Annotated in this window: 15 protein-coding genes and 1 tRNA gene; 3 read left to right on the forward strand and 13 right to left on the reverse strand. The window is 74.8% G+C overall.

Annotation, left to right across the window (positions count from 1 at the left end; genetic code table 11):
• Nucleotides 1–213: 213 nt before the first annotated feature.
• The 7 genes from thrB to FE251_RS12280 all read right to left on the reverse strand — a co-directional run bounded on the left by thrB (nucleotide 214) and on the right by FE251_RS12280 (nucleotide 8,459).
• Nucleotides 214–1,119, reverse strand: a complete 906-nt coding sequence (gene thrB / locus FE251_RS12250) for a homoserine kinase (RefSeq protein WP_139948936.1) — start codon at nucleotides 1,117–1,119, stop codon at nucleotides 214–216.
• Entirely contained in the window at nucleotides 1,119–2,195 is a 1,077-nt protein-coding gene (gene thrC / locus FE251_RS12255; protein ID WP_139948937.1) for a threonine synthase, read from the reverse strand. Before thrC ends, thrB begins: the two co-directional genes overlap by 1 nt.
• Nucleotides 2,195–3,496, reverse strand: a complete 1,302-nt coding sequence (locus FE251_RS12260; RefSeq protein ID WP_139072960.1) for a homoserine dehydrogenase — start codon at nucleotides 3,494–3,496, stop codon at nucleotides 2,195–2,197. Before FE251_RS12260 ends, thrC begins: the two co-directional genes overlap by 1 nt.
• A 90-nt stretch (nucleotides 3,497–3,586) precedes the next feature.
• Entirely contained in the window at nucleotides 3,587–4,402 is an 816-nt protein-coding gene (locus FE251_RS12265; RefSeq protein WP_139948938.1) for a hypothetical protein, read from the reverse strand.
• Nucleotides 4,403–4,412: 10 nt separating this feature from the next.
• A complete protein-coding gene (gene lysA, locus FE251_RS12270; protein WP_139072958.1) occupies nucleotides 4,413–5,783 on the reverse strand; it encodes a diaminopimelate decarboxylase in 1,371 nt (456 codons plus the stop codon).
• A complete protein-coding gene (gene argS / locus FE251_RS12275; RefSeq protein ID WP_139072957.1) occupies nucleotides 5,780–7,429 on the reverse strand; it encodes an arginine--tRNA ligase in 1,650 nt (549 codons plus the stop codon). Before argS ends, lysA begins: the two co-directional genes overlap by 4 nt.
• Nucleotides 7,430–7,553: 124 nt before the next feature.
• Nucleotides 7,554–8,459, reverse strand: coding sequence for a hypothetical protein (locus FE251_RS12280; protein WP_139948939.1), 906 nt, complete (start codon nucleotides 8,457–8,459; stop codon nucleotides 7,554–7,556).
• Between the two features lie 167 nt (nucleotides 8,460–8,626).
• Between FE251_RS12280 and FE251_RS12285 the strand changes: the two genes are divergently transcribed.
• A tRNA-Arg gene (locus FE251_RS12285) sits at nucleotides 8,627–8,699 on the forward strand.
• 47 nt (nucleotides 8,700–8,746) lie between these two features.
• Here the strand turns inward: FE251_RS12285 and FE251_RS12290 are convergent.
• From FE251_RS12290 to FE251_RS12315, 6 genes are all read right to left on the reverse strand, one after another.
• Nucleotides 8,747–9,337 (reverse strand): TetR/AcrR family transcriptional regulator, encoded by a 591-nt coding sequence (locus tag FE251_RS12290; protein WP_139072955.1) that lies wholly within the window; start codon nucleotides 9,335–9,337, stop codon nucleotides 8,747–8,749.
• A 70-nt stretch (nucleotides 9,338–9,407) separates the two neighbouring features.
• Nucleotides 9,408–10,205: a glycerophosphodiester phosphodiesterase gene (locus FE251_RS12295; RefSeq protein ID WP_230976423.1), complete on the reverse strand. Its 798-nt coding sequence runs from the start codon at nucleotides 10,203–10,205 to the stop codon at nucleotides 9,408–9,410.
• A 5-nt stretch (nucleotides 10,206–10,210) separates the two neighbouring features.
• Nucleotides 10,211–11,461: a peptidoglycan DD-metalloendopeptidase family protein gene (locus FE251_RS12300; protein ID WP_139948940.1), complete on the reverse strand. Its 1,251-nt coding sequence runs from the start codon at nucleotides 11,459–11,461 to the stop codon at nucleotides 10,211–10,213.
• 81 nt (nucleotides 11,462–11,542) lie between these two features.
• A complete protein-coding gene (locus FE251_RS12305; RefSeq protein ID WP_139072953.1) occupies nucleotides 11,543–12,613 on the reverse strand; it encodes a M23 family metallopeptidase in 1,071 nt (356 codons plus the stop codon).
• A 117-nt stretch (nucleotides 12,614–12,730) separates the two neighbouring features.
• Nucleotides 12,731–13,777, reverse strand: a complete 1,047-nt coding sequence (locus tag FE251_RS12310; protein ID WP_139948941.1) for a hemolysin family protein — start codon at nucleotides 13,775–13,777, stop codon at nucleotides 12,731–12,733.
• Nucleotides 13,774–15,078: a hemolysin family protein gene (locus tag FE251_RS12315; RefSeq protein ID WP_139949339.1), complete on the reverse strand. Its 1,305-nt coding sequence runs from the start codon at nucleotides 15,076–15,078 to the stop codon at nucleotides 13,774–13,776. Before FE251_RS12315 ends, FE251_RS12310 begins: the two co-directional genes overlap by 4 nt.
• Nucleotides 15,079–15,296: 218 nt before the next feature.
• Between FE251_RS12315 and FE251_RS12320 the strand changes: the two genes are divergently transcribed.
• Together FE251_RS12320 and FE251_RS12325 are read left to right on the forward strand one after the other, a co-directional pair.
• The gene (locus FE251_RS12320; protein WP_176554742.1) at nucleotides 15,297–16,022 is read left to right on the forward strand and encodes a response regulator transcription factor; all 726 of its coding nucleotides are present in this window, start codon (nucleotides 15,297–15,299) and stop codon (nucleotides 16,020–16,022) included.
• On the forward strand, nucleotides 16,019–17,137 hold the full coding sequence (locus FE251_RS12325; protein ID WP_139072951.1) for a HAMP domain-containing sensor histidine kinase: 1,119 nt from the start codon (nucleotides 16,019–16,021) through the stop codon (nucleotides 17,135–17,137). Before FE251_RS12320 ends, FE251_RS12325 begins: the two co-directional genes overlap by 4 nt.
• The last annotated feature ends 137 nt before the right edge of the window (nucleotides 17,138–17,274 follow it).

The following is a 17,274-nucleotide window of genomic DNA, read 5'->3' on the forward strand; positions in this document are numbered from 1 at the left end:
CGCAGAACCCCGCTCTCGTGCACAACTCTGCTCTCGCGCAGAATCCCGCTCTCGCGCAGAACTCCGCTCTCGCGAGAGCGGAGTTTCGCTCGACAGCCGAGTTGTGCGCGACGGCCGAGTTTCGCTCGACAGCGGAGTTTCGCTCGACAGCGGAGTTTCGCTCGACAGCGGAGTTTTGCGCGACGGCCGAGCTTCGCGCGAGGAGCGGCCCGGTCAGGTGGTGGGCAGGAGGCGGGCGCCGTGGTCGCTGACGGCGGGGGTGTGCACCTGCCAGCCGTGCCGGGTGAACGCGGCGAGGTGCGCGGCGTCGACGCGGGTGAGGACGAGGACACTCGGCCCGGCGCCGGAGACGACGGCGGGCAGCCCGAGCTCGCGCAGCGTGTCGATGACCGCCAGCGACTCCTCCATGACGACGGCGCGCTGTCGCTGGTGCAGCCGGTCGTCGGTGGCGGGCAGGAGCAGGTCGGGCCGCCGGTCGAGGGCGAGGACGAGCAGGGCGGAGCGGCCGGCGTTGAACGCGGCGTCCTCGTGCGTCACCTGGCGCGGCAGCACGGAGCGCGCGGTGCCGGTGAGCAGCTCACCGGGCGGGACGAGCACGGTCGGGCGCACGTGCGCCCCGACGGTGAGGCGCGCGGCGTCCGGACGCCCGTCCGGCCCGCTCCACGCGACGGTGGCCCCGCCGAGGATCGCGGGGGCGGCGTTGTCCGGGTGGCCCTCGAACTCGGTGGCGAGGGCGAGGACGGTCGCGTCGTCGAGCGCCTCCGGCTCGGCGACGAGACCGCGCGCCGCCATGAGCCCGCCGACGACGGCGGCGGCCGAGGAGCCCAGGCCGCGCCCGTGCGGGATGCGGTTGTGGCAGCGCAGCTCGAGGCCGGCCTGCGGGGCCCCGACATGGTCGAGGGCGGCGCGGATCGCCCGCACGACGAGGTGGTTCTCCCCCTCGGGCAGCGAGCCCGCGCCGCTGCCGGTCACCGTGACGTTGGTGATGCCGGCGGTGGCCCGCACCTCGATGTCGTCGACGAGGTCGAGCGCGAGGCCGAGCGCGTCGAAGCCCGGCCCGAGGTTCGCGCTCGTCGCCGGGACCTGGACCCGCGCGGTGTCGTGGGCGAGCCGGGCCATCAGGCGAGCCCGAGGGCCCTGGCGGCCGCCTCCGGACGCGGGGCGACGACCTCCGGGTCGACGTCCGCGGAGCCGAGCGCTGTGGCGGTGTCCTTGAGGCCGTTGCCGGTCACCGTGCACACGATCGTCGCGCCCTCGGGGACCAGGCCGCGCTCGGCGGCCTGGAGCAGGCCGGCGACGCTCGCGGCGGACGCGGGCTCGACGAACACGCCGACCTCGCGGGCGAGCAGCGCCTGGGCGTCGAGGATCTGCGCGTCGCTCACGGCGTCGATCCAGCCGCCGGACTCGTCGCGGGCGGCCTCGGCGAGCGCCCACGAGGCGGGGTTGCCGATGCGAATGGCGGTGGCGATCGTCTCGGGGTTCTCGACGGGCACGCCCTTGACGAACGGCGCGGCGCCCTCGGCCTGCACGCCCCACATCCGCGGGGTGCGGGTGGCACGCGCGGGCAGGCCCGGCGCGTCGGTCGCGTACTCGCGGTAGCCCATCCAGTAGGCGGAGATGTTGCCGGCGTTGCCGACGGGCAGGACGTGGATGTCCGGGGCGTCGCCGAGGGCGTCGACGACCTCGAAGGCCGCCGTCTTCTGCCCCTGGAGGCGGAACGGGTTGACCGAGTTCACCAGGGCCACCGGGTAGTCCTCGGCGAGGGAGCGCACGACGGTGAGGCAGTCGTCGAAGTTGCCGTCGACGGCGACGAGCTCGGCGCCGTGGACGATCGCCTGGGCGAGCTTGCCGGCGGCGATCTTCCCGGCGGGCAGGACGACGGCGCAGCGCCGCCCGGCGCGGACCGCGTAGGCGGCGGCGGAGGCGGAGGTGTTGCCGGTGGAGGCGCACACGACCATCTCGGTGCCGGTCGCGGCGACCTTGGACATCGCCATCGTCATCCCGCGGTCCTTGAAGGAGCCGGTCGGGTTGGCGCCCTCGACCTTGACGTGGACGCGGGCGCCCACGCGCGCGGAGAGCACGGGGGCGGCGACGAGCGGGGTGCCGCCCTCCCCCAGCGTGACGACGGGGTCCCCGTCCTCGATCGGCAGCCGGTCGGCGTACTCGGTGATCACGCCGCGCCACAGGTGCGCCATCAGTCTTCCTCCACCCTCGTCACGGCCAGCACTCGCTTGACCGACGGTATCCGTGCGACAGCCTCCGCGGTGGCGGCGAGCGCGGCCTCGCTCGCCCGGTGCGTGACGACGACGAGCACCGCCGCGCCGTCGGCGGCGCCGGTCTGCTCCTGCGTCACGGTCTGGATCGACACGTCGTGGTCCCCGAACGTGCCCGCGATCGCCGCGAGCACCCCGGGCACGTCGGCCACCTCGAGGCGCAGCTGGAACTGGGTCGTCACCTGGTCCCCGCCCAGCAGCGGGAGCTGGGCGTAACGCGACTCGGCCGGCCCACGCCCGCCGGAGACGCGGTTGCGGGCCGCGGCGACGACGTCGCCGAGCACGGCGGACGCCGTCGGCGCACCACCCGCGCCCTGCCCGTAGAACATGAGCCGCCCGGCGGCCTCGGTGTCCAGGACGACGGCGTTGTACGCGCCGCGCACCGCGGCGAGCGGGTGGGCGGTGGGCAGCAGCGTCGGGTGGACGCGCACGGCGATGCCCTCACCGCCGGCCGTCGTGCGGCGCTCGGCGACGGCGAGGAGCTTGATGACGTGGTGCCCGCGCCTGGCGGCCTCGACGTCGTCGGCGGTGACGTGGCGGATGCCCTCGACGGGGACGTCGTCGATGCTCACCCGGGTGTGGAAGGCGAGGGAGGCGAGGATCGCAATCTTCGCGGCGGCGTCGTGGCCGTCGATGTCGGCGGTCGGGTCGGCCTCGGCGTAGCCCAGGGCCTGGGCGTCGGCGAGCGCCTCGTCGAAGCCGACGCCGCGGGAGGTCATCTCGTCGAGGATGTAGTTGGTCGTGCCGTTGACGACGCCGAGCACCCGGTTGACGCGGTCGCCGGCGAAGGACTCGCGCACGCCGCGCACGACCGGCACGGCGCCGGCGACGGCGGCCTCGAAGTAGAGGTCGACGCCGCGGCCCTCGGCCGCCTCGTAGAGCTCGGGGCCGTGGGCGGCGAGCAGCGCCTTGTTCGCGGTGACGACGCTGGCCCCGGCGGCCAGGGCGTCGAGCACGAGCGTGCGGGCCGGCTCGATGCCGCCCATGAGCTCGACGACGAGGTCGGCCCGGCGCACGAGACCGGCGGCGTCGGTGGTGAGGAGCGCGGGGTCGACGACGGGGTCGCGGGGCACCGAGGTGTCCCGCACCGCGATCCCCACGAGCTCGAGGCGAGCACCGCTGCGGGCGGTGAGGTCGGTCGCCTGCTCGCGCAGGAGGCGCACGACCTCCGTCCCCACGGTCCCGCACCCGAGCACGGCGACACGCAGCGCCCGCTCACTCATCGACCACTCCTCACGTCAGGTTGCCGCCGACAGGATACGGGCGGTGGGACCCCCCGAAGCGCGTCGTCCACGCCTCGGCGTCGGCCGGTCTCAGGTGAGCGTGAGGACCCGGCTCACCGCCGGGCCGAACCAGCGGGCCCACTCGGTGCCCGGCGCGAGCAGCTGGTCGGTGAGCGCGCGGAAGAGCAGCGCGCGCAGGAGGAGCTGGGGGAACTGCGGTCCCTCCTCCTCGCCCACCCGGTCGACGAGCGCGAGGTCAGCGCCGCGGAAGACCACCGCGTCGGCGACGACGACGGCCGAGGCGTACGCCGGCGGGCGCCAGTAGCCGGTGAGGTCGAGGACGAGCGGCGGCAGGTCGGGGTGGAGGTGGACGTTGTCGGTGAGGTCGCCGTGGACGACCTGCGCGGCGGCGTCGACCGCGTCGCGCGCGGCGAGCAGCGCGCCGACGTGCGGCAGGTCGCCGACTGCGCCCGCCGCGGCCTCGCCCCACGCGATGCGGTCGGCGCGCGCCCACGGGTGGTCGCGGCGGTCGAGCAGCGCCGGGCGCGGGAGGTGGGCGAGGTGGCGGTGCAGCACCCGGCCGGCGGCGACGACGTCGGGGTAACCGTCCGGCGTCGGGGCGGTGCCGGGCTCGAACCGCCACGCGGTCCACCCGGCGACGACGAGCTCGCCGTCGCGCGAGCGCACCGGCGGCGCGACGCGGACGTCGGGGGCGCCGTCGACGGCGGTGAGGACCTCCTCCTGCCAGCCGAGCTCCTCGAGGGAGACGTCGAGCCGCTTGAGCACGACGTCACCGGCGCGCCACACCGTGCGCTGCCCGCCGCTGAGCGGGACGGGGCCGGCCGGGGCACCGAACGCGCCGAGGACGCCGCCCGGGGGCGGGCCGTCCTGCGGCGCCGTGCTCATCGGCCCCGGCTCACCCGACGTCGAGGGCGAGGAGGTCGTCCTCGGTCTCGGGACGGACGACGAACCGCGCCTGCCCGTCGCGCACGGCGAGCACCCCCGGCCGCGGGACGAGGTTGTAGTTGGAGGCCATCGAGCGACCGTAGGCGCCCGTCGCGGGCACCGCGAGCAGGTCACCGCGCGAGACGTCGCCCGGGAGCAGGACGTCGCGCACGACGACGTCGCCGCTCTCGCAGTGCTTGCCCACGACCCGGGAGGCGACGGCGGGTGCCTCGCTGCGGCGTCCGGCGAGGGTGGCGGTGTAGTCGGCGTCGTAGAGGGCGGTGCGGATGTTGTCGCTCATGCCGCCGTCGACCGAGACGTAGCGACGCTCCCCGCCGTCGTCGAGGACGACGGGCTTGACGGTGCCGACCCGGTAGAGCGTGAGCCCGGCGGGGCCGACGACGGCGCGGCCCGGCTCGACCGAGACGCGCGGCGGCGGGGTGCCGAGCTCCTCGCACGCGCGGCGCACGACGTCGGCGAGCGCGGTCGCGACCTGCTCGGGCGGCGGGGGTGCGTCGGTGCCGGTGTAGGAGATGCCGTACCCGCCGCCGAGGTCGAGCTCGGGCATGAGGGTGCCGCTGTCCCCGGCGACCTCGGCGCGCAGCCGCAGCAGCGCCCCGGCCGCGACCTCGAAGCCCGACAGGTCGAGGATCTGGGACCCGATGTGGGAGTGCAGGCCGAGGAGGGTGAGCTCGGGGCGGGCGAGGACAGCGTCCACGGCCCGGCGGGCGGCCCCGCTGGCGAGGGACAGCCCGAACTTCTGGTCCTCGTGTGCGGTGGCGATGAAGTCGTGGCCGCCGGCGTGGACGCCGGTCGTCACCCTGACCATGACGGGCGCGCCCATGCCGAGCTCGCCGGCGAGGTCGGCGAGCCGGTCGACCTCCTCGAGGGAGTCGACGACGATGCGCCCCACCCCGGCGCGCAGCGCGCGCTCGAGCTCACCGTCGGACTTGTTGTTCCCGTGGAGGGCGATCGCGCCGCCGGGGACGCCGGCGCGCAGCGCGACGGCGAGCTCACCGCCGGTCGACACGTCGACGCTCATGCCCTCCTCGTGGACCCAGCGGTCGACCGCGACCGAGGCGAGGGCCTTGCTCGCGTAGTAGACGTCGGCGCCCGCGAGGTCGGCGAACGCGCCGGTGAACGCGGTGACGAAGGCCCGGGCCCGGGCGCGCACGTCGGCCTCGTCCAGGACGTAGACCGGGGTGCCGTAGGCGGAGGCGAGCGCGCGGGCGTCCAGGCCCCCGACCTCGAGGCTGCCGTCCGCGGTGCGGCGCACGGTGCCCGACCACGGGGTGCGGGGGTCGCCGGCGGCGGGCTCGGGGGCCGCCGTCGGCCCCGTCACATGCGCTCCGGGGCGCTGACGCCGAGGAGTGCCAGCCCGTTGGCGATGACCTGCCCGGTGGCGTCGTTGAGCCACAGCCGGGCGCGGTGGACGTCCTCGACCGGGTCCTCCCCGCGCGGGGACACCCGGCTCTGGTCGTACCACTTGTGGTAGGCCGAGGCGAGGTCCTCGAGGTAGCGGGCGACGCGGTGCGGCTCACGCAGCCGCGCGGCGCGCGCGACGACCTCGGGGAAGCCGGCGAGGTGGCCCAGGAGCACGCTGTCGGCCTCGGAGCCGATGAGCGTGGGGTCGAAGGCGTCCTCGCGGCGAACGCCGTGCTGGGCGGCGTTGCGGCTGACGTTGCGGATGCGGGCGTGGGCGTACTGGACGTAGTACACCGGGTTGTCCATGTTCTTCTCGCGCAGCTTCTCCCCGTCGAGGCTGAGCGGGGAGTCCGCGGGGAAGCGGGCCAGGGTGTAGCGCACCGCGTCGCTGCCGATCCACTCGATGAGGTCGGCGAGCTCGATGATGTTGCCCGCGCGCTTGCTCAGCCGCGCCCCGGCGACGGACACGAGCTGGCCGATGAGCACCTCGATGTTGACCTCGGGGTCGTCGCCGGCGCAGGCGGCGATCGCCTTGAGGCGCCCGACGTACCCGTGGTGGTCGGCGCCGAGGAGGTAGATCTTCTCCGGGAAGCCGCGGTCCTTCTTCGACAGGTAGTAGGCGGCGTCGGCCGCGAAGTACGTCGGGGTGCCGTCCGCGCGGATGAGGACGCGGTCCTTGTCGTCGCCGAAGTCGGTCGTGCGCAGCCACACGGCACCGTCGGCGTCGTAGACGTGGCCCTGCTCGCGCAGGCGGGCGACGGCGGTCTCGACGGCGCCGCTGGCGTGGAGCTCGCGCTCGGAGAAGTAGACGTCGAAGTGGACCTCGAAGTCCGCCAGGACGCGCTGGATCTCGGCGAGCTGGAGCTGGTAGGCCGACTCCCGGGCGGTCGCCAGCGCCTCCTCGGGCGCGAGCTCGAGGAGGTCGGGGTGCTCGGCGAGGACGCGCTGGGCGAGGGCGGTGACGTACTCCCCCGGGTAGCCGCCCTCGGGGACGTCCTCGCCGGCGGCGCGGGCGAGGACGGAGGCGCCGAACTTGTCCATCTGGGCGCCGGCGTCGTTGATGTAGTACTCCGGCGTGACCTCGGCGCCGGCGGCGCGCAGCAGGCGGACGAGGGAGTCGCCGAGCGCCGCCCAGCGGGTGTGGCCGATGTGGAGCGGGCCGGTGGGGTTGGCCGAGACGAACTCGAGGTTGACGACGTGCCCGTCGAGGGCGTCCCCGCGGCCGTAGGACTCCCCCGCCTCGACGATGCTGCGGGCGAGCTCGCCCGCGGCGCCGGCCTCGAGGCGGATGTTGAGGAACCCGGGCCCGGCGACCTCGGCCGCGGCGATGCCGGGCGAGCCGGCGAGGCGGGCGGCGAGCTGCTCGGCGAGCGCGCGCGGGTTGGTCCCGGCCTTCTTCGCCAGCTGCATCGCGACGTTCGTGGCCCAGTCGCCGTGCTCGCGCTGGCGCGGCCGCTCGACCTTGACCTCACCGACGTCCTCGGGGGACAGGGCGAGGGTGCCGTCCGCGACGGCGTCGAGCAGGAAGGAGCGGATGAGCGCGGCGAGTTCGGTCGGAGTCACGCTGGCCAGCGTACCCGTGGGCCGGGCCCTCCCCGGCGCCGTGTCCTGTCGCCGACAGCACACCGCCCCGGCCAGTGGCCGGGGCGGTGCGGGGTCGCTGCGGCGGCCCGGGGGTCGCGAGGGGTCAGAGCGGGAAGGCGGAGTAGAACCCGCCGACGTACTCCGGGCTGCCGGTGACCTCGAGGACGTGCCCGCGGTCGGTGGTCCAGATGTAGCGGCCGCGCCCGTCGGACAGGACGAACGCCCAGAAGGTGCCCGTGTCGTTGGTGTAGGTGCTCCCGGTCTCCACCTGCTCACCGTCGACGCCCTCGACGAGCCGCGCCGCGAAGGCGTCGGCGGCCGCGTTGTCGGGCCACGTCGTCGCGAGCATCTCGATGCGCTCGTCACCCGCGGCGTAGACGCCGCGCACGGCCTCGGTGGCGCCCTGGATGCCGACGTCGGGGGTGAAGCCCTCGCCGGTGAGCTCGAAGGTGACGTCGCCGACCGTCACGCTCGTGTCGAGGTCCTCGATGAGCGACTCGTCGGGCCCGGTCGGCTCCTCGGTGGGCGCGGGGGTCGTCGCCGCGTCGGTGGGCTCCTCGGTGGGGGCGGTCGTCTCGTCCCCCGCCGGGGTCGTCGCCGCGACGGCCGCGGTGGTGCTCGCGGCGGGCGCGGGCTCGTCGTCGTCCCCGCCGAGCAGGAGCGCCGCGGCGATCCCGCCGGCGACGAGGAGCACGATGGCGGCGATGACGACGGGCAGCACCCAGCGACGGCGCCCGTCCCCGTCCTCGTCGCCCGGCTCGGGCTCGGGCTCGGTGTCGGTGGTCCCGGAGTAGATGGTGCTGGTGGGGTCGGGCGCCTGGCCGTAGGAGGCGGCGGGGTAGGCGGCGGTCTCCTCCTGCGGCGGGGTGTCCCCCTCCGGGACGTCGTAGGGCGAGCGGTCGAGGCTCTCGGTGGGCTGCTCCTCGGGAGCGCCGTGGTCCGGCTCCCCGTCGTGCGGCGTCCGGTCGTCGTCGGACTCGCCGGAGGGCCCAGGCGGCTGCTGACTCATCTCGTCTCCTTCGCGGTGTCGGGCAACAGTGCGCCCGCTCGTGCGGCGTCCACCCTAGGACGTGGTTCGCGCGGTGTCGCTCCACGGACGCCGGACGTGGCGTGGGCCACGTCGGGCGGATGTGAGGATCGGGCCGTGGGGCTGATAGCATCGCCGGGCGTCACCAAGCCCCTGTAGCTCAGTGGATAGAGCGTCTGCCTCCGGAGCAGAAGGTCGCTGGTTCGAATCCAGTCGGGGGCACTTCCCGTCCTTCGGGACGTGCCGATGGGGCCTCAGGCCGACGGGCCTCAGGCCGTCTGCCACCACGGCGGCAGTGCGGCCATGATCTCGCGGGACCGTTCGGCGGAGTCCCCGCCGACCTGCACGGCCCACACGCCGAGCGCCGCGGCGCACGCGGCGCCGACCATGAGGGCCGCCGTCGCCTCGTCCGTGGGCGATCGCCACCCGAGCTCGGCCATCTGGCGGTGCGCCTCGCGGGCCCGGTCCCCCAGGACGTCGGCGATGATCCGCTGGAAGTGGTGGTCGCCGTCGGCAGCGAAGAGCCGCCCGTAGACCGGGCGGCTGGCGGCGACGTGGTCGAGCATCTGGACGAGCACCTGGCGGTGGTACTCCGGGACGTCGTCGAGCGCGGCCGGCAGGTCCGACTCGGTCACCTCGGCGAGGTCGTCGATCAGCCGGGCGAACATGTAGGTCGCGAAGTCGGCGACCGAGGAGAAGTGCTTGTAGAAGGTCGTGCGGTGGATGCCTGCCACACGACAGAGCTCGGAGACGTTGATCGCGCTGATCGACTGCGTCTCGAGCAGTGAGGCCATGGCGCGCTCCAGGAGCGCCAAGGTGCGCCTGGTGCGCGGGTCCGTCGGCGTCTCGTGGACGGTCATAGCCCGATTGTGCACCACAGGACGCGATCGGGACGGGTGAAGACCTTCCGGACTTTTCCGGAAGGTTGCCTCAGGCCTGCGCCGGTTCCACCCACTCGCCCCGGTCACGCAGGACCTGGCGCAGGACGGTCGGTCGGTCGGTGACGATGCCGTCGACGCCGAGGTCCAGCAGCCGGTGCATCGTCGGGGCGTCGTCGATCGTCCACACGTGGACGGCCAGGCCCAGGCCGTGGGCGCGGTGCACGAACGCGGGCGTGACGACCGGGACGCCGCGGTGGCTGGGCGGCACCTGGACGGCGACGGCCCGCGAGGCCGGCACACCGTCGGGGGTCGGCACGCCGAGGGCGGGCGCGGAGAGGGTGGCGGCGGCGACGAGGCGGGCGGTCTCCACGCGGCCGAGGCTGGTCGCGACCCGCCCCCCGGTGAGGCGGCGGGCCACGCGCAGCCGGCGGTCGGAGAACGACGCGAGGCAGACCCGGTCCGCGGCGCCCGCGTCCGCGAGGACGCGCAGCGCGGGCCCGACGACGCCGTCCTCCTTGAGGTCGATGTTCAGCCGCAGCGTCGGGTAGTCGGCGAGGGCCTCGTCCAGGCGGACCAGCCGCTCCCCCGACCTGTCGCGCAGGCGGGCGGCCTGCTCCCAGGTGAGGTCCGAGAGGTGGCCGTGGCCGTCGGTCGTGCGGTCGAGGGTGGGGTCGTGGAGGAGGACGACGACGCCGTCCGCCGTCCGGTGGACGTCCGTCTCGAGGTAGCGCAGCCCGAGCGCGACGGTGTGCTCGAGGGCGGCGCGGGAGTTCTCGGGCACCTCGCCGCCGCCACCACGGTGGGCGAGGGCGAGCGGGCCCGGCCAGCGCAGGTAGGGAGCGACCACGCCGGTCAGCGGACCGTGCACTGCGTGGGCGTGACCATGGTGAGGCCGAGCGAGGCGAGGAAGGCGACCGGGTCGACCGTCGTGCCGTAGGCGCGCACCGGGAACGGGTTGCGGGTGCGCTCCCCGTCCTCCTCACCGTCCTCGTCGGTCGGCTCGGCGGAGGGCTCGTCCGTGGGGCCGGGCTCGGCGCTCGGCGCGGGCGCGGGGCTCGGGTCAGGCATGGGCGTCGGGCTCGGCTTCTCGACCGGCGCGGTGGGCTCCGGGGTGGGCTCCTCGGTCGGCGTCTCGCCGTCGGTGGGCTCCTCGGTGGGCGTCTCGCCGTCCGTGGGCTCCTCGCTCGGGTCCTCGGTGGGCGTCTCGCCGTCCGTGGGCTCCTCGCTCGGGTCCTCGGTCGGCGTCTCGCCGTCCGTGGGCTCCTCGCTGGGGTCCTCGGTCGGCGTCTCGTCGTCGGTGGGCTCCTCGGCCGGAGTCTCGTCGTCGGTGGGCGACGGGGCGGGCAGGAGGAGCGACGTCGTCGAGCGCCCGACCGGGTTCTTCTGCAGGCCGAGGCCGGCGTCGGTGGTGTGGATCTCGAAGTGGAGGTGCGGCCCGGTGGAGTTGCCGTTGCTCCCCACCTCGGCGATGACCTCGCCCGCGCGGACCTGCTGGCCCACCTCGACGAAGATGCCCTCGGGGTACATGTGGACGTACCAGCTGTAGAAGGTCGTGCCCCCGACGACGTGCTCGATGATGACGAGCTCGCTCGAGCGGCCGAGTCGCCCGGCGCCGGTGTAGACGACGGTCCCGTCGGTGACGGCATGGATCGGGGTGCCGAGCGGGGCGGCGTAGTCGTTGCCCATGTGCATGCTGTAGGTCCCGAAGATCGGGTGCACCCGGAACCCGTAGGGCGACGTGAGACGGAAGCTGCCCGGCGCCACCGGGTAGCTCGCGCAGACCGGGGTGCCGGTGAGGAGGTCGGCCGGGGGCGTCTTCACCGTGGCGACCGGGTCGTTGACGAGGACGACGCCGCTACCGAGACCGAAGTCGAGCTCCTCGGCCGACAGGTCAGCCTCGAGCGAGAGGGCGGCCTCGACGTACCCGCCGGCGGTCGGCTTGGCCGGGTTGGGCACGGCCGTGCCGACGCTGGCCAGCGCACTCACCCCGAGCAGCAGGGCCGCGCAGCCGACCGCACCCGCCCGCCGCAGGGCGGCGGAGCGTGGGGGGACGACGACGGACGGGGCGTGCAGAGCCGTGGGCTCCGTCGCAGCGTCTGACATCGCACTCCCTCTGGCTTCCTCGCACACCGGCCGGCAATCGGCACAGCGTAACGGAGGTCACAGGGAGTGGTCCATCCGCTCTCAGCAGTCGGCCGAGAGCATGACCGCCTCACGGTCGGCCAGGAAGGCACCGGGGTCGGTCGTCGTGCCGTTCTCGTCGAGGTGGATCTCGAGGTGGAGGTGCGGCCCGGTGGAGTTGCCGTTGTTCCCGACCTCGCCGATGACCTCGCCGGCGCGGACCTGCTGGCCCGCCTCGACGAAGACGCCCTGCGGGTACATGTGGACGTACCAGCTGTAGAAGTGCTCGCCGCCGACCTCGTGCTCGATGATGACGAGCATGCTCGAGCGGCCGTCGAGGCCCTCGCCCGCGTGGACGACGGTGCCGTCGGCGACGGCGTGGATGTCGGTCCCGAGCGGGGCCGCGAAGTCGAGGCCCTCGTGCTTGGACCAGCCGCCGGTGATCGGGTGGACCCGGTTGCCGTACAGCGAGCTCTGCGTGTACGTGCCCGCGACGAGCGGCATGACGACCCGCTCCCCGCCCAGGGCGGCGCCGGCGCCGTTCGCGCCGCTGCCCGCGGCGGAGACGCACATCGGGGCGTCGCGCTCGACGCTGCGCGAGCTCTGGACGAGCGCGCGGGCCGTCGCGCTGGAGTCGGCGAGGAGTGCCGCGGCGCTCCCGGCGGTCTTCTCGTCGTGGGTGCCTGCGGCGGCCTCGATGGAGTCGAGGACGGTCTGCCCGAAGGGCACGGTGGCGACGACGGGCTGCTCCTGCGCAGGCGCCTCGCCCACCCCGACGAACCCGGCGAGCGGCGCGACGATGGTCGCGGCACCGAGGGCACCGAGGACGGCGGCGCGGGGCATCCAGCGCGGGGCGTGGAGGCGGGACGGGCGGCGGGCGGCGGCGCGCTCGGCGGTGCGGCGCTCGGCGCGGCTGCGGTGGGCGGCCGCGGCGGCCGGCTCGGTCTCCTGGGAGACGGTCTCGGCACCGGCGTCCGGCAGCGGCACGGTCGCGAGGTGGGTGCCCGACAAGGTGGCAGCGAGGCGAGCTGCGGCTTCCCGGACCGAGGCCTGCTCGGCGCGGCGCTCGGCCTCGCGGATCTGCCGTCGCGTCAGCGGTGCCGTGGAGGGCGGCGTCGCGGCGCGCAAGGGCATGGAGGACCTTTCACAGGATGCGGAGGGTGACGTCCGGCGGACCGGCGCGTGTTACGAAACAGTAACGACAGCGACCTGCGGCGTCGAGGATCGCGTCAGACCCTGTGCAGACGTGGTTCAGGAGCGTGCACTGTGCCGCTGCATCGAGTCAGAGACCTCGCCGACGAGCTCCTCGAGGATGTCCTCGAGGAAGACGACGCCGAGCACCTCACCGCCCTCGCCGAGCACCCGCGCGAGGTGCGTCCCGGTGTGCTGCATGACGGCCAGGACCTCCTCGATCTCGTCTCCTGGCGCGACTGACGGCAGCGCCCGCAGCCGCCACCGCGGCATCGGCTGCTCCCGCGCCGGCCCGTCGGCCTCGAGCACGTCCTTGACGTGGAGGTAGCCGTCCAGCCCGCCGTCGGGGTTGCGCACCGCGAAGCGCGAGAAGCCCGTCCGCGCGACCACCGACTCGAGGTCCGCGGGCGTCGCGCGGGGGTCCAGGGTGACGAGACTCTCATCGGGCACCATGACGGCCGCCGCGTCCTTGGCGGAGAACTCCAGCGCCCCGGACAGCAGCCCGAGCTCGTCGTCCAGGACGCCCTCGCGCTGGGAGCGCTCGATGATCGCGGCGACCTCCTCCGCGGTGAACGCCGAGACGACCTCGTCGCGCGGCTCCACCCCGAGCACCCGCACGACGAGGTTGGCGAACCCGTTGAGCGCGCGGACGAGCGGGGAGAGCACGCGGGCGAGGAGGACGAGCGGCGGGGCGAACCACAGCGCCGCCCGCTCGGGGCTCGTCACCGCGAGGTTCTTGGGCACCATCTCCCCCACGACGACGTGGAGGTAGACGACGACGGCGAGCGCCAGGCCCACGCCGACGACGTGCGCGGAGGCCGCCGGCAGCCCGAGACCGACGAGCGGTCCCTCGACGAGGCGGGCGATCGCCGGCTCGGCGACCGCGCCGATGCCGGTCGAGCAGACGGTGATGCCGAGCTGCGCGCACGCCATCATGAGCGTCGCGTGCTCCATCGCCCAGAGCGTCGTCCGGGCCCGCCGGGACGTGGCGGCCAGCGGCTCGACACGGCTGCGGCGCGCGGACATGACCGCGAACTCGGCGCCGACGAAGAAGGCGTTGGCGGCGAGCAGGAGCAGGCCGACGAGCAGCGCGGTCGCCGAGCTCACGCGTCCACCTCCCGGGCCCGCAGCCGCTCGATGCGGCGTCCGTCCATCTGCTCCACGCGCAGGACGACGCCGGGCAGCACGACCTCGTCCCCGACCTCGGGGATGCGCCCGAGCCGGGTCATCACCAGACCGCCGAGCGTCTCGTAGGGGCCGTCGTCGGGCACGACGAGGTGGGCGGTGTGGGCGAGCTCGTCCGGACGCAGGACGCCGGGCACGATCCAGCTGCCGTCGGAGGTGCGGTGGGCGCCCGCGCGGCGCCGGTCGTGCTCGTCGGACACCTCCCCGACGATCTCCTCCACGGCGTCCTCGAGGGTGACGATGCCGGAGGTGCCCCCGTACTCGTCGACGACGACGGCCATCTGCATGCCGCCGTCCCGCAGGGAGACGAGCAGCGCGCCGAGGCCGAGCGTCTCGGGGACCCGGGGCGCGGGCTCCATGAGGCTCCCCGACGTCACCGGCACCTCCGCGCGCCGCTCGTGCGGGACGGCGATCGCGCGGCGCAGGTTGACCAGGCCGACGACATCGTCGTCGTCCTCCCCGACGACGGGGAAGCGGGAGTGGCCCGTGGTGCGGGCGGCGGCCACGACGTCGGCCGCACTCGCCGTCCGGGGCAGGGTGCACATCCGCACCCGGTCGGTCATGACGTCCACGGCGGTGAGCGCCCCGATGCCGATGGACCGGGTGAGGAGGTCGGCCGTCCCGAGGGCGAGGGTGCCCTGCTCGGCCGAGCGGCGCACGAGCGAGGCGAGCTCGGTGGCCGAGCGGCCCCCGGCGAGCTCCTCCACCGGCTCGACCCCGAAGCGCCGCAGGATCGCGTTGGCGTTGCCGTTGAGCAGCGCGACGACGGGGCGCAGCAGTCGGGTGAAGGCGCGCTGGAGGGGCGCGACGACGCCGGCCGTGGCGAACGGGTCCGCGAGCGCGAGGTTCTTGGGCACGAGCTCGCCGAACACCATGGAGAACCCGTTGACGAGGACGAGGGACAGCGCCACCGCGGCCGCGCCGGCGGCAGCCGTCGCCAGGCCCACCGAGCCGAGCGGCCCGGTGAGCAGGCCGGCGAGCGCCGACTGCGTCGTGTACCCGAGGAGCACGGTGGTGAGGGTGATGCCGACCTGGGCGCCGGACAGCTCGGTCGACAGGTGCTGCAGCGCGCGCTGGACACCGACGGCGCGACGGTCACCGGCGGCGACGCGGCGGTCAACCGTCCCCGGGTCCATCGCCACGAGGGAGAACTCGGCGGCGACGAAGACGGCCGTGCCCGCCGTGAGGACGACGCCGAGCAGCACGAGCAGCCACTCGGTCAGCACGGGCGTGCTCCCGGCCCGCCGGGACTTCGGCCCTCGGCGTCGGCATCCTCGTGCGGGGCCTCGCCCTGCTGTTCGTCGGTGTCCGGCTGCGGCCCGGCGCTGCCCGCGACGAGCTGGAGTCGAATGGTCTGTCCCTCGGACATAGTGGCCTCACGATAACGGCACCCCCCGCCCAGCGCGGGTGCCCGCGGGCGCGAGTGTGCCAGAGTGCACTCATGGGAGCCACAGGTCCGGCGGACGTCACCCGGGTCCTCGTCGTCGAGGACGAACCGGAGATCGCCGCCCAGATCGCCCACCGCCTCACGGCGGAGGGCTGGAGCGTGGAGATCGCCGGGGACGGGCCGGGAGGTGTCGCCGCCGCCCGGACCTTCCAGCCCGACGTCGTCGTCCTCGACGTCATGCTGCCGGGGATCGACGGGCTCGAGGTGTGCCGGCGCATCCAGGCCGAGCGCGAGGTCCCCGTCCTCATGCTCACCGCCCGCGACGACGAGACCGACATCCTCGTGGGCCTGGGCGTGGGCGCCGACGACTACATGACCAAGCCGTTCTCCATGCGCGAGCTGCTCGCCCGGCTCAAGGCCCTGCTGCGCCGCGCGGACCGCGCCCGCCGCACCGCCGTCGAGGCCGTGGACGAGCCCCCGCTCGTCCTGGGCGACCTCGAGATCGACCGGGCGCAGCGGCGCGTGCGGCGCGCCGGCACCGAGGCCCACCTCACGCCCACCGAGTTCGACCTCCTCGTGTGCCTCGCCTCCAGCCCGCGCACCGTGTTCTCCCGGGAGAAGCTCCTCGCCGAGGTGTGGGACTGGGCCGACGCCTCCGGCACCCGGACGGTCGACTCCCACGTCAAGGCGCTGCGCCGCAAGCTCGGCGCCGACCTCGTGCGCACCGTGCACGGCGTGGGCTACGCGCTCGAGCCGACCGCGGAGGCGGAGGCACGGTGAGCGGGCCGGGCGGGTCCGCCCGTCACGCCCGCAACCTGCACCTCACCCGCCCGCTCGACCGCTTCGGCTCGCTCAAGACCAAGCTCGGCGTCCTCGTCGCCGTCACGGTGACCGCCGCGGCGTTCATCACGTGGGTCGGGCTGCGCTACGAGCTCGGCCCCACCCGCACCTTCCCGCTGGCGATCGTCTCCGCGCTCGTCGTCACCCAGGTCCTCGCCCACGGCATGACCTCCCCGCTGCGCGAGATGACGGCCGCCGCCCGCGCGATGGCGCGCGGCGACTACTCCCGCCGCGTCACGGCGACGAGCAACGACGAGGTCGGTGACCTCGCCCGCGCGTTCAACCAGATGGCCGACGACCTCGCCTCCGTCGACGTCGCCCACCGCGAGATCGTCGCGAACGTGTCCCACGAGCTGCGCACGCCGGTCGCGGCGCTCCAGGCGCAGCTGGAGAACCTCGCCGACGGCGTCGTCCCCGCGACGCCGGAGGCGCTCGAGGGGGCGCTGCGCCAGACCGAGCGCCTGGGCCGGCTCGTGGGCTACCTGCTCGACATGTCGCGGGTGGAGGCGGGCGTCGTCGGGCTCGAGCTCGAGGACGTCAAGGTCCGCGAACTCCTCGACGACGCCGTCGCCGAGGCCGCGGCGGCCGCCCGCGTGGCCGGCCGCGACGTGCGGTGGGAGGTGCGCGTCGACCCGCCCGAGCTGCGGCTGCGGGTCGACCCGGTCCGCATCTCCCAGGTGCTGGCCAACCTCCTCGACAACGCCGTGCGGCACACCCCGCCCGGCACGCTCGTCTCGGTGCGCGCCTCGGGCTCGACGCTGCGCGGGGACGTCGTCATCGACGTCGTCGACTCCGGGCCCGGCATCCCCGTGACCGACCGCGAGCGCGTCTTCGAGCGCTTCCAGCGCGGCAACAGCCCGTCGGTGACCGGGCGCGAGAGCACGGGCGGCACCGGTCTCGGGCTGGCGATCTCCCGCTGGGCGGTGGCCATCCACGGCGGCACCATCAACGTCGTCGACTCCCACGCCGGGGAGGGGACGACGATCCGGATGCGGCTGCCCGCCCGGGGACCGCGTGTACCACGTTCCGCGGGGGCTTCACAGGGTCCCGCCTGACAGAGCCTTGACCGCCGGTTGGGACTGAGGTCCCAGGAGTGTCGATCATGCGCCGGATCGACGCCGAATCGGCCCCCCGACTCCGCCCGCGACGGGGCGATCACCTACGCTTGAAGAGCACTTTCTCCTCCACCCCA

The sequence above is a fragment of the Georgenia wutianyii genome, from assembly GCF_006349365.1.
In the GTDB taxonomy this organism is placed as follows: Bacteria; Actinomycetota; Actinomycetes; order Actinomycetales; family Actinomycetaceae; genus Oceanitalea; species Oceanitalea wutianyii.